Consider the following 12229-nt stretch of genomic DNA (forward strand, 5'->3'; position numbering starts at 1 on the left):
TCCACAACGGACGCGAAACGGCCGTCGTTCGCACGCCCACGCGGTGCTCGGGCGAAGGGCATCCAATCCAGTGCGCACCGCTACGTCACCGACTTCAGGCGATCACACTTGGCGCGAGCACAGTTCGCGCGATCCGGCTTCCGGGTTCGGGAAATCCGGAACCACCGCCGGGGAAGCCGACGGCATCGTCACCAGGATGCCGCGGTGGATTCGACCGGGCGCCCCGGTCCGCGCCGTGTTCCGCGATCATTCCACCCCGCTTTCCGAGGATCTTGTTCTGCCCGCGGGAGATCAGGGGAATGTGGTGACGGCCGCCGCCGTCGCGGTTCTGCGGAGGGTGGTGGGGGAACGAGACCTCGTCGTCGGAATCCGCTCCGGCGGCCAGGAGAGCAGACTCGCCATCACGGTCGCCGACGGCGATTGGCGGTCCCTTCTCGCGGCGGTGGCCCAGGCCCGCGCCGACGCCGCGCCGGGCGCGGGCGGATACGAGATCCTGCTCGACCTCGACGCAGGCACGACCGAGGCGGCGGCCGGGGCGGTGGGGCTGGTGATCGCGGTGGGGCTGGTGATCTCGGTGCGCGGCGGGGAGATCCGGCTGCGGCACCGGGACGACCTGTTCGACGCCGAGCACGCGCGCAGACTGGGCGGGTACCTGCTGCGGGCCCTGCGGTCCGTGCTCACCGAGCCGGACGCCGGGCACCAGGACCTCACCCTGCCTGCCGAGGACGAGACGCGCCACCAGGTCCACGGGCTGGCGGGCCCGGCGCGGCCGGTGGGCGCGGCGATGTTCCCCGAGCTGTTCGCGCGGCGGGTCCGGGCGCATCCCGAAGCGCCCGCGGTGAGCCACGGCGGCCGGTCGTGGACTTACCGCGAGCTGGACGAGCGGTCCGACCGGGTGGCGGGCGCGCTGCTTGCCGCCGGGCTGGTGGCCGAGGACGTGGTCGGGGTCGTCACCGAGCGCACCCTGGGCTGGGCCGCGGCCACTCTGGGCGTGCTCAAGGCGGGCGGGGTGTACCTGCCCATCCGGCCGAGGTTCCCCGCCGACCGCATCCGCACCCAGCTTGAGGTCGCCGCCGTGCGATTCGTCCTGTCGGAGGCCGGAAGCCACGACTCCCTGGACGTGGCCTTGGCCGCGCTCGGCGAGCCCTGCCCGCGGCTGCTCATCGAGGACCTGCCCGCCGCCGCCGCTCCCGCCGAGTCGGTGGCGCCGGGGCAGCTCGCCTACATCTACTTCACCTCGGGCTCCACCGGGCTGCCCAAGGGCGCCATGTGCGAGCACGCGACCCTGGTCAACCACCTGCTCGCCAAGGTTGACGACCTCGACCTCGACGCGGGGACGGCGGTGGCGCAGACCGCGTCGCAGTGCTTCGACATCTCGCTGTGGCAGCTGGTCGCGCCGCTGCTGGTCGGCGGGCGGGTGCGGATCGTGGACACCGAGACCCAGCTCGACGTCCCGGCTTTCCTCGACGAGCTGGCCGCGCACGACATCGGCGTGGCGCAGCTCGTGCCGTCCTACTTCGAGGTGCTGGTCACCGAGTTGGAGCGGCGCCCGCGCGACCTCGGCGCGCTGCGCGCGGTCTCGGTCACCGGCGAGGCGCTGAAGCTGGACCTGGTGCGCCGCTGGTTCGCCCGCCATCCCGGGATCGCCCTGGTGAACGCCTACGGGGCCACCGAGGTCGGTGACGACACCATGCACGAGGTGCTGACCGGCGAGCCCGACCGCCCGTTCGTCACCGTGGGCCGGTCGCTGCGCAACGTGCGGACCTACATCGTCGACGCCGACCTGCGGCTGGTTCCGCTGGGCAGCCCGGGGGAGATCGCGTTCGCGGGCGTGTGCGTGGGGCGCGGCTACATCAACGACGAAGAGCGCACCCGGCAGGCGTTCGCCCCGGACCCGCACGTGCCCGGCGAGCGGCTCTACCGCACCGGCGACTTCGGCCGGTGGCTGCCCGAGGGGCGGATCGAGTTCCTGGGCCGCCGCGACCAGCAGGTGAAGATCCGCGGGTTCCGCATCGAGATCGGCGAGATCGAGGGCAGGCTGCTGGAGCTGCCCGGGGTGCGCGGCTGCGCGGTGGTGGTCGACGGCGACGGCGAGGCGCGCAAGCTGGTCGGCTTCTACGCCGGGCCGCCGGAGCTGGCCGAGGCCGACGTGCGCGCGCACCTGGCCGCCGCGCTGCCCGACTACATGGTGCCCGGCGCGTGCCACCGGATGGACGCCCTGCCGCTGACCGAGAACGGCAAGGTGGACCGCAAGGTGCTGGCCGAGCTGGCCGCCACCCTCGGGCACGCCGCCGCCGGGTACGCCGCGCCGAGCACGCCGGAGGAGAACGCGCTGGCCACCGCGTGGGCCGAGGTGCTCAACGTGCCGGTGGAGCGGATCAGCCGGGAGGACCGGTTTTTCCAGCTCGGCGGCACCTCGCTCGCCGCGGTGCGGCTGGTGGTGCGGCTCGACCGCAGGCTGAGCCTGCGCGACCTGGCGCGGGACCCGGCGCTGGGCGAGCTGGCGCTGCGCCTGCGCGCGGAGAACAGAGCGAACGGAACACCGTCGCTGCTGCACCGGCTCAGCCCGGACGGCGTGCGCGGCGTGAACCTGGTCTGCTTCCCGTACGCGGGCGGCAACGCGGTCAACTTCCGCGGCCTGGCGGCCGAACTCGCCGACCACGGGGTGGCGGTGTTCGGCGTCGAGCTGCCCGGCCACGACCTGGCCCGGTCCGGCGAGGCGTTCGCCGACGTCGGCGCGGTGGCCGCGGCCGTGCGCGCCGAGATCGCCGCCGACCTGACCGGCCCGGTGGCCGTCTGGGGGCACTGCGCCGGCGCGGCGCACGCCCTGGAACTGGCCCGGCTGCTGGAAGCCGACGGGGCCGCCGCGGCCGCGGTGTTCGTCGGGGCCGCGCCGCTGGACGGTCCGGAGCCGCTGCGCGCCGAGGTCGCCGAGGTCGTCGCGATGGCCAACCAGGAGATCACCGCCGCGCTGCGGGAGGACAGCTCCTATGTCGAGCTGGACGAGCTCAAGTCCGAGCGCACGGACCTCGTCGGCGCCGCCTACCGGCACGACGTCGTGAGCACCAACGCCTACCTGCTGGGCGCGCTGGCCGACCCGGCGGCGCACCGGCTGGCGGGGGAGTTGCACGTGGTCAACGCCGCGGACGACCCCCGCCACCCGAGCGCGTCGGCGGGCCGGTGGCCGGAGCTGGCCGCCCGGGTGGACGCCCGCGTGCTGCCCCAGGGCGGGCATTACTTCGTCCGCACGGTGCCCGACGCGGTCGCCGCGCGGGTGCTGTCGGCGCTGGAGACCGTGGCGGCGGCGCGATGACCGCGGAGGTCGCCGCGCTCACCGGGCGGATCGCGGCCGGGCCCAGCGCGCTGCTGCGCGCCGAGGTGCTGTTGCCGCAGCTGCGGTTCGAGCTGGACAACCTGCTGCCGCACTACCTCGCCATCGAACGGGTGCTGGTGCTGGAGTACCACCGGATGGGCGTGCTGACCGACGCGGACGCGGCAGCCGTCGCCCACGCCTTGTCCACAGTGGACAAGGTGACGGTCGACGCCGCCGCGCAGGGCATGGCCGACATCGCCTTCGGCGTCGAGGGCGCGGTGCACGCCTGGCTGGGCGAGGTCCCGCCAGCGTGGCACGTCGACCGCAGCCGCAACGATCTGCAGGCCACCGCGCAGAAGATGTACGGCCGCGACCGGGTTTTCGCGGTGGTGGCCGAGCTGGTCGACCTCGTGCGGGCCGTGCACCGGCTCGCCGAGCGGGAGATCGCCACGGTCATGCCCGGCTACACCCACGCCCAGCCCGCGCAGGTGATGACCGCGGGCTTCTACTTCACCGCGCTGTCCGAGCAGTTGCTGCACTCCCTGGACCGGTTCGCCGCGCTGTTGGGGGTTTTCGCGGAGTGCCCGATGGGCGCAGGCGCGATGACTGGCGGCGACCTGGGCTGGGACCGCGACCGGATGGCCGCGCTGCTGGGCTTTCGCGGCGGGTCCGGCAACGCGCTGCGCGCGGTCGCCGCCCGGGACTGGCCGCTGGAGGCGACCGCGGAGCTGTGCCTGCTGGGCGTGCCGCTGAGCCGGTTCGTCACCGACGTCATGACCTGGGCGGGCGCGGGCTACGGCTTTCTCGACCTGCCCGACGAGCTGAGCGGGATTTCCTCGGCGATGCCGCAGAAGAAGAACTTCCCCGTGCTGGAACGGCTGCGCGCCCGGACGGCCCGGCTCGCGGGCGGCTTCGTGGAGGTCGCCATGGCCCAGCGCGGCACGCCGTTCGCCAACTCGGTCGAAGTGTCCAAAGAGGCCAGTGCGGGCGTGCCTGCTACCTTCGACGACGCGGGTTCGGTGCTGCGGCTGCTGCGGGCGGTGCTGGACAGCCTGGTGCTGCGCGCCGACCGGCTGCGGGCGGCCTGCGCCGCGGAGTACCTGGGCGGTTTCGGCCTGGCGAACGGATTGTGCCTGGGCGCGGGCGTGCCCTGGCGGCAGGCGCAGGTGGTGGCGGGCCGCTACATCGTCGCCGCCATGGCGCGCGGTCTGCCGCCGGGAGAACCGGACGGCGCGCTGCTGGAGGACATCGTCCGCGACGCGGGTTTTCCGCTGGCGGACGGCCACGAGCTGCTGGCGGAGGCCTTCGACCTCGACCGGGCGCTCGCCGCCAAGCGGACGGCCGGGTCGACCGGGCCGGGGCCGGTGCGCAGCCTGCTCGACCGGCAGCGCGCGGAGCTGGCCCAGGCCGAGAAGTGGTGGGCCGGGCAGCGTGCCGAGGTCGACGGCGGGCGCAGGCGGGCCGACCGACTGCTGGCGGATCTGCTGTCGTGCGATGAAGGGGGACGCAGATGAGGGTGACCATCCGGCGAGGGGGCCTAGACCCTGCCTCGAAGCACCGGCACGCACCAGCCGCGCCGGGTGCGGCCCCTGACGGCACGGCCACAACTGACACGCACCGGTACTACGAGACAGGACCTGGAGTGCGGGCATCGACAATCCTGGAGCCGCGGTCTTACCGCGGCGCGACTGGTGTGAGCACGGCGTTCGGCACGTTCGGCGAACTGCTGCAGGGCGCGCTGCCGGAGGCGGACGGGGATTTCCTGGTCACACTGCCGATCGCGCGGTGGAGCATCGCCACGTTCCGGACCGACCCCGAGTCGCCGACGGTGCGGGTGCGGCCAGAGGGCAAGCGCAAGGCGCTGCGGCTGGCCAGGATGATCCTGGACGAGGCGGGGGAGACCTGCGGCGGGCTGCTCACCATCGACAGCGGCATCCCGGAGGGCAAGGGCCTGGCGAGCTCGTCGGCCGACCTGGTGGCCACCGCGCGGGCGGTCGGCAACGCGCTCGGGCTGGCCATGCCCGCGCGCCGGGTGGAAGACCTGCTCGGCCGCATCGAGCCGACCGACGGTGTGCTCTACCAAAGCATTGTCGCCTTCTACCACCGCAGAGTGCGGCTGCGCTCTGTGCTCGGCTCGCTGCCGCCGATGGCCGTGGTCGGCATCGATGAGGGCGGCATGGTCGACACGGTGGCGTTCAACCGCATCCCGAAGCCGTTCACCGCGGCCGACCGGCGCGAGTACGCCGGGATGCTCGACCGGATGACCGCGGCGGTGCGCGCGGGCGACCTGCGCGCGGTCGGCGAGGTCGCCACCCGCAGCGCCGAGATGAACCAGGTGCTGCGGCCCAAGCGCACGCTGGCCGCGCTGCGCCGGATCTGCGCCGAGGTCGGCGGGCTGGGCGTGGTCAACGCGCACAGCGGCACGACGCTGGGCGTCCTGATCGACACCCGGGAGCCGGACAGCCGCGAGCGGGTGGCCGAGGCGGCCAAGCGATGCCTTGGCCTGGCGGGAAACGTGACCGTCTACCGCTCGCTGAGCTTCGAGGGTCGACCATCTCTTGTGGAGGATCACCGTGCGCGGTGAGCGGCTGATCGACGCGATCGGCGACACGCCCCTGGTCCGGCTGGGCCTGCCGGGCAGGCCGGACGTGCGCGCCTACGCCAAGCTGGAGATGGGCAACCTGTTCGCGATGAAGGACCGGGTGGCGCGCAACATCATCCTGCGCGCCCGCGCGTCCGGCGAGCTGGCCGAGGGCGCGCCGCTGGTGGAGAGCTCGTCGGGCACCATGGCGCTGGGCGTCGCCCTGGTCGGCCGCGCGCTCGGGCACCCGGTGCACATCGTCACCGACCCGCGCATCGACGCGATCACCCTGGCGAAGCTGGACGCGCTGGGCTGCGCGGTGCATGTCGTGTCCCATATGGACGAACGCGGCTGGCAGGGCGCCCGGCTGGCGATGCTGGGCCGGATCATGGCCGAGAACCCGGGCGCGTTCTGGCCCCGGCAGTACGAGAACCCGGACAACCCGGCCGCGTACCGCACGCTCGCCGACGAGCTGCTGGCCGAGCTGGACCACATCGACACCATTGTCGGCCCGGTGGGCAGCGGCGGTTCGCTGTGCGGGACAACGCGGGCGCTGCGCGAGACGCTGCCCGAGCTGCGCGCGGTGGGCGTGGACTGCGTCGGCAGTGTCCTGTTCGGACAGCCGGACTGGCCGCAGCGGCTGCAGAGCGGGCTGGGCAACAGTATGCACCCGCCGAACCTGGACCGCACGGTCATCGACGAGGTGCACTGGCTCAACGACCGGGAGGCCTTCGCCGCGACCCGGGACCTGGCCCGCGAGCAGTTCCTGTTCGCGGGCAACACCTCCGGCTCGGCGTACCGGGTGCTGACCTGGCTCGCCGAGCGCGCCGAGCCCGGCGCGACGATCGTGGGCATCTTCCCCGACCGCGGCGACCGCTACGTCGACACCGTGCACAGCGAGAAGTTCTGGGCAGACCGGAACCTGACCGCGCTGCCGCTGCGCACCAGCCCCCGGCTGGTGCCGCCGGACGCGGTGGTGCGCGAGTGGGCGTATTCGGTGCGGCCGGACGAGAACCGGCCCGCGTTCGTCTTCGTGGAGTCCAACACCACCGGCACCGGGATGCGCGCGCCTGCCACCGCGCGGCGGCTGGGCTACCGGCCGGTGTTCCTCACCGACCGGCCCGAGCGCTACCTGGGGCTGGCCGACGCGCCCGCCGAGACGGTCGTGTGCGACACGGGCGACCTGGCGGCGATGACCGACGCGTTGGCAGGCTTGCTGCCGCTGGAGCAGGTTTCCGCGGTCGGCACCACCAGCGAGTTCTACCTGCTCGCCGCGGCGGAACTGGCCGCGCGGCTGGGACTTCCGGCCGCGGCGCCCGCCGCCGTCGCGCGCTGCCGCAACAAGGCCGAGTTGCGGGCGACGCTCGCCGCGGCCGGTGTGCCGCAACCGGAGTTCGCCTTCGTCGCCGACGCCGAGGAAATCGGTGCGGTTCCGGTGCCGTGCGTGGTCAAGCCCGTGGACGAGTCGGGGTCGACCGGGGTGCTGCGGTGCACCACGGCGCGCGAGGCCGCGGCGCAGGTGCGGGCGATCACCGCGGTGACCGTCAACGGGCGCGGGCAGCGCCGGGCGCCCGGCGCGCTGGTCGAGTCCTACGCGGTCGGGCCGGAGTACAGCGTCGAGATGATCGGCGTGGACGGCGAGCCCCGGCTCTACGCGATCGTCGAAAAGTCCCTTGTGGACGATGTGCAGTTCGTGGAGGCCGGGCACGTCGTGCCCGCCGACCTGGCCGCCGACACCGCGCAGGCGATTGCCGACACCGTGCGCAAGGCGTTGCTGGCGCTGGGGATGACGCACGGGGCCACGCACACCGAGGTGCGGCTCACCGCGGCGGGGCCGGTGGTGATCGAGGTGAACCCGCGCCTGGCGGGCGGGATGATCCCCGAACTGGTCCGGGTCGGGACCGGCGTCGACCTGCTCGAGCAGCAGGTGCGCCACCTCGGCGGGCTGCCGGTGGCCGAACCGGCACCGTTCGACGGGCACGCGGGCATCCGGTTCCTGCGGGCCGACGTGCGCGGCACGCTCACCGCGGTCGACGGGGTGGCCGAGGCCGAGGCGGAGCCGTTCGTGCGTCAGGTGACCGTCACCGTGTCCCCGGGCGCGGTCGTCGGGCCGCCCACGGACGCCTACGGGCGGCTCGGATACGTCATCGCGCACGCCCCGTCGCGGGCGGAACTCGACCGGGCGCTGGACCGGGCGGTGGCGCTGGTGCGGTTCCGGGTCGCCGCGGCCGGGTCCGCGGGCGCGTCCTGGGTCAGCGGGTCGTGAGAGGGCCGAGCATGGCGACGATCTCGCGGTCGCCGGTGTAGGGCAGGCGGCTGTGCGCGGTGCGCGTGTTGTCCACGAGCAGCAGATCGCCGTCCCGCCAGGGGGTGGCGACGGTGTGGGCGTCGTAGACGGCGTTGATCCGGTCCACGGTCGCGGTGTCGAGCGGGCTGCCGTCGCCGAGGTAGGTGGTGAACGGCAGGCCGCGCTCGCGGCCGAACTCGGCGACGAGGTAATCGCGCACCGCCGGTTCCATGGTCCACTCGTTGAGGAACGCGACCTGGTTGAACCAGCACGCGCGGCCGGTGCCGGGGTGCACGCGCACCGCGGGCATCCGCCGCGTCGTGCGCAGCGAGCCGTCCGCCGACCATTCCCATTCGACGCCGCCCGCCGCGCACCGCCGCTCGACCTCGGCCCGGTCGACGGTTCCGAACGCTTCGCGCCAATCGACCCCAAGCAGCTCGCCGTAGTTGCGGACGAGAATCCAGCCGTGCTCGGAAAATGGTTCCCGAATGTCGTCCGGAAGGGCGTCGAAGACATCGGCGGCGTCCGCGAGCGCGGTTTCCCCGCCGCTGGAGGGGGCGCGGACGCAGCCGAGCAGGAGTGTTTCCGGGAAGGCGGTTGAATAGCTCAGCTCGTGGTGCATACACATCGGCTGGTCGGCTGGCCATTTCGTGGCCGAATAGAGGCCGCCGCCGAGGTCGTCGCGGGGCGCGAAGCCCTCGCGTTCGACCGAGAGCGTGCCAAGCAGGGCCGTGCCCGCGGTCCGGAAATCGTCGTGTTTCCGCAGGCCAAGCCCACGGATGAGGAGGCTTCCGTGCCTGGCGAGCAGGTGGCGGGCCGTCTCGGCGTTCCGGTCGAGCCAGTCGCCGCCCGGCACGGTGAGCACCGGCGGACGGCCCGGCTCCGACACCGGTTCCAGGGGCTGATGCGTGGTCTGCGAAGCGGTCACGGCACTTTTCTCCATCCTGGTCATTCGTGGTCCCAGTATCCGACGCGCCGGGTGTGCCCACTCTTCGCGCTGAGCCGGATCTAATGGTGTCACCAGTTCTTTCCCGGGATGCTGTGACCGGGCGTGCGTTGATCGTAGGCTGGGATCGACCGTGGGTTTTGTCGCGAATTCGAGGTGGGGGCATGGAGACTTGGCTGCTGGGCCAAGATGACCTGGGGCGCATTCTCCAGGTGATCGGGCGGGACGAACTCATGCGCAGGATGATCGACCGGCTCGGCGCCGAACTCGCCGAACTCGGCCGCGGCGGCCGGGCCGAGACCCCCGCGCGCAGCGGGTTCACCCGGGCCGGGGACGCTCCCGGGGTCATCGAGCTGATGCCGCACCGGGAAGCGGGCTCGTCGGTGACCGTGAAGACGATCTCCTACAGCCCGCGCAACCCCCGCTCCTTCGGCCTGCCCACGATCGTGGGCACGATCTCGCGGATCGATGAGGCCACCGGCAGGCTGGTGGCGCTGGCCGACGGCGTGCTGCTCACCGCCGTCCGCACGGGCGCGGCCTCCGCGGTGGCCAGCAGGCTGCTGGCCGCGCCGGAGTCGACCCGGCTCGGGCTGATCGGCGCTGGGGCGCAGGCGGTCACCCAGGCGCACGCGCTGAGCCAGGTCTTCGCGTTGGACTCGGTGCTGGTCGCCGACGTCGACCCGGCCGCAGCCGCGGGCTTCGCCGAGCGGATCGACTTCCTCGGCCTGCGCGTCGAGGTGGCGCAGCCGCGGCGGGTGCTCGCCGAGAGCGACATCGTCTGCACCGCGACCTCGGTCCCGGTCGGCACCGGCCCGGTGGTCGAGGACGGCCCGCACCCCGGCCACCTGCACGTCAACTCGATCGGCTCGGACGAGGTGGGCAAGACCGAGCTGCCGGTCACCCTGCTGCGCCGCGCGTTCGTCTGCGTCGACCACCGCGGGCAGGCCGAACGCGAGGGCGAGTCGCAGCAGCTGTCCCCCGACGAGATCGGCCCGACCCTGGGCCACCTGTGCGCGCACCCGGCCGAGGCGGCGCGCCACCGCTCGGGCCTGACCGTGTTCGACTCCACCGGGTTCGCCTTCGAGGACCACGTCGCGCTGGACGTGTTCCTCGCCGTCGCGGAGGAACTGGGGCTGGGCACCAAGCTCGCGATCGAGCACCACCCGGAGAACGCGCTGGACCCCTACTCGACCCGACTGCTGCGGACCCGGAGCTGAGCCATGGACTTCAGCCTGCTGTACTTCGCCAACCGCGAGGTCGACGATCCCCCGCGCGAGTACGACCTGCTGCTGCGCGCCGCGCGCTTCGCCGACGAGCACGGCTTCACCGCGCTGTGGCTGCCAGAACGCCACTTCCACCCGTTCGGCGGCGCCTACCCCAACCCCGCGCTGGCCGCGGCCGCGCTCGCCACCGTGACATCCCGCGTCCGGCTGCGCGCGGGCAGCGTCGTGCTGCCCCTGCACGACCCGCTGACCGTGGTCGAGGACTGGGCCTTCGTGGACAACCTCTCCCGCGGCCGGGTCGACCTGGCCATCGCCACCGGCTGGAACCCCAACGACTTCGTCATCGCCCCCGACGGCTTCGCCGACCGCCGCGCCCGGCTGCCAGAGCAGATCGGGCAGCTGCGCGACATCTGGGCGGGCAAGGCGGTCACCCGCCGCAACGGCGCGGGCGACCAGGTCGAGATCACCACCTACCCGCGGCCCGCGCAGGAGGAGGTCGAGCTGTGGCTGACGTGCAGCGCCAGCCTGGGCACCTTCGAGCTGGCGGGCGCCCTGGGCGCGAACGTGCTGACCGCGCTGCTGTTCCAGCGGGTCGAGGAACTGGCCCCGAAACTGGCCGCCTACCACGCCGCGCTGACCGCGCACGGACACGACCCCGCCGCCCGGAAGGTGACCCTGATGGTCCACACCTTCGTCGGCGACTCCGACGACGCGGTGCGCGCGACAGTGCGGGAGCCGTTCATCCGGTACCTGCGGTCCTCTGTGGACCTGTGGAAGGCGCGGTGGACGGAGCTGGGCGCGATCAAGGAGGACCGGCTGCTGGGCTACGCGTTCGAGCGGTACTTCCGCACCGCGGCGCTGTTCGGTTCCGTGGACCGGTGCGCCGAGTTCGTCGCCGAGCTACGGGAAGTCGGGGTGACCGAGGTCGCCGCGCTCATCGACTTCGGGGTGCCCGCAGAGGAAACCGTGGCCGCTCTGTCGCATTTGGACGAACTTCGGCGGCGCGTCGGTTGAGGTCGGTCAGGCGGGTTCGCGGGTGAAGGCGCGGATGGTGACGGCCGCGCTGACCGCGCCCAGCAAGGCGATCACGCCCACCGCCGTGGCGGGTGCGGCGGGCCGGCCGAGCGCGAGGGCGCGGATGGCGTCGATGGCGTAGGTGAGCGGATTGACCGTGGCCGCCGCGCCCAGCCAGGCAGGCAGCCGCTCGACCGGGGCGAAGGCGCTGGAGGTGAACATGACCGGGAACAGCAGCACGCCCAGGCTCTGCAGCACCTCCGCGCTGCGCACCCACACGGCCAGCGCGAGGAAAGCCCAGACCAGCGCCCACGCCAACCCCACCGCAACGACGAACGCCGCGGCCAGTCCCGGGCGCACGGTGAACCCGAGGACCAGCGCGGCGGCCACGACCAGCGCCGCCTGCGCGGTGTAGCGCACCACGTCGGCCAGGCTCCTGGCCGTCGGGAGGACCGCCAGGCGCACCGGCAGCGAGCGCAGCCGGTCGAACACGCCGTTGCCCATGTCCCGCAGGAACGCCTGCCCGGAAACCTGGGCGGCGCTGACCGCGGTGGTGACGAGGATGGCGGGCGTGAGGTAGTCCAGGTAGCCCACGCCGTCGGGCAGCAGCGCCGCGTCGGCGATGCTGCCGAACACCTGGCTGAGGATCACCAGCGTGAGAATCGGCCCCACCGCTCCGAGCGCCACCGCCCGCGGGTCGCTGACGAAGGCCCGCAGCGACCGCCCGGTCAACGCGGCCACCTGCTTCCCGAACCCGGGCCGTCGCGGCCGGGACGGCGCCGGGGCGTCGACGGCGGTCATCTGGCCACCGCCCGCGCACTTGGACAGCGGCGTCCTTCGGCGGTCGGCGGGGCGGCTTGCTTGG

Annotated in this window: 8 protein-coding genes; 6 read left to right on the plus strand and 2 right to left on the minus strand. The window is 73.4% G+C overall.

Annotated elements, in window-relative coordinates; genetic code table 11:
• The first annotated feature begins 196 nt into the window (after positions 1 to 196).
• The 4 genes from BLS56_RS20475 (at position 197) to BLS56_RS20490 (ending at position 8160) form a co-directional block, all read left to right on the plus strand.
• Positions 197 to 3313: a non-ribosomal peptide synthetase family protein gene (locus BLS56_RS20475; RefSeq protein ID WP_139190852.1), complete on the plus strand. Its 3117-nt coding sequence runs from the start codon at positions 197 to 199 to the stop codon at positions 3311 to 3313.
• The gene (locus BLS56_RS20480) at positions 3310 to 4827 is read left to right on the plus strand and encodes an argininosuccinate lyase (RefSeq protein ID WP_091453411.1); all 1518 of its coding nucleotides are present in this window, start codon (positions 3310 to 3312) and stop codon (positions 4825 to 4827) included. Before BLS56_RS20475 ends, BLS56_RS20480 begins: the two co-directional genes overlap by 4 nt.
• A gap of 128 nt (positions 4828 to 4955) precedes the next feature.
• Positions 4956 to 5897 (plus strand): GHMP family kinase ATP-binding protein, encoded by a 942-nt coding sequence (locus tag BLS56_RS20485; RefSeq protein WP_228771799.1) that lies wholly within the window; start codon positions 4956 to 4958, stop codon positions 5895 to 5897.
• The gene (locus tag BLS56_RS20490) at positions 5887 to 8160 is read left to right on the plus strand and encodes a pyridoxal-phosphate dependent enzyme (RefSeq protein ID WP_091453414.1); all 2274 of its coding nucleotides are present in this window, start codon (positions 5887 to 5889) and stop codon (positions 8158 to 8160) included. The genes BLS56_RS20485 and BLS56_RS20490 overlap by 11 nt, the downstream gene beginning before the upstream one ends.
• Here the strand turns inward: BLS56_RS20490 and BLS56_RS20495 are convergent.
• Entirely contained in the window at positions 8147 to 9109 is a 963-nt protein-coding gene (locus BLS56_RS20495; RefSeq protein ID WP_228771800.1) for a TauD/TfdA family dioxygenase, read from the minus strand. The genes BLS56_RS20490 and BLS56_RS20495 overlap by 14 nt on opposite strands.
• A gap of 182 nt (positions 9110 to 9291) precedes the next feature.
• Between BLS56_RS20495 and BLS56_RS20500 the strand changes: the two genes are divergently transcribed.
• Positions 9292 to 10344: an ornithine cyclodeaminase family protein gene (locus BLS56_RS20500; protein WP_091453420.1), complete on the plus strand. Its 1053-nt coding sequence runs from the start codon at positions 9292 to 9294 to the stop codon at positions 10342 to 10344.
• 3 nt (positions 10345 to 10347) lie between these two features.
• On the plus strand, positions 10348 to 11364 hold the full coding sequence (locus BLS56_RS20505) for a MupA/Atu3671 family FMN-dependent luciferase-like monooxygenase (RefSeq protein ID WP_091453422.1): 1017 nt from the start codon (positions 10348 to 10350) through the stop codon (positions 11362 to 11364).
• A gap of 6 nt (positions 11365 to 11370) precedes the next feature.
• Here the strand turns inward: BLS56_RS20505 and BLS56_RS20510 are convergent, their stop codons facing one another.
• The gene (locus tag BLS56_RS20510) at positions 11371 to 12165 is read right to left on the minus strand and encodes an ABC transporter permease (protein WP_091453425.1); all 795 of its coding nucleotides are present in this window, start codon (positions 12163 to 12165) and stop codon (positions 11371 to 11373) included.
• Between the last annotated feature and the right edge of the window lie 64 nt (positions 12166 to 12229).

Origin of the sequence: Actinokineospora iranica, assembly GCF_900101685.1 — a bacterium.
In the GTDB taxonomy this organism is placed as follows: Bacteria; Actinomycetota; Actinomycetes; order Mycobacteriales; family Pseudonocardiaceae; genus Actinokineospora; species Actinokineospora iranica.

Bases quoted from the DNA above. Each gene is read 5' to 3' on its own strand.
- BLS56_RS20510 (WP_091453425.1), bottom strand. From the start codon at position 12,165: ATGACCGCCGTCGACGCCCCGGCGCCGTCCCGGCCGCGACGGCCCGGG.
- BLS56_RS20475 (WP_139190852.1), top strand. From the start codon at position 197: ATGCCGCGGTGGATTCGACCGGGCGCCCCGGTCCGCGCCGTGTTCCGC.
- BLS56_RS20480 (WP_091453411.1), top strand. From the start codon at position 3,310: ATGACCGCGGAGGTCGCCGCGCTCACCGGGCGGATCGCGGCCGGGCCC.
- BLS56_RS20505 (WP_091453422.1), top strand. From the start codon at position 10,348: ATGGACTTCAGCCTGCTGTACTTCGCCAACCGCGAGGTCGACGATCCC.
- BLS56_RS20500 (WP_091453420.1), top strand. From the start codon at position 9,292: ATGGAGACTTGGCTGCTGGGCCAAGATGACCTGGGGCGCATTCTCCAG.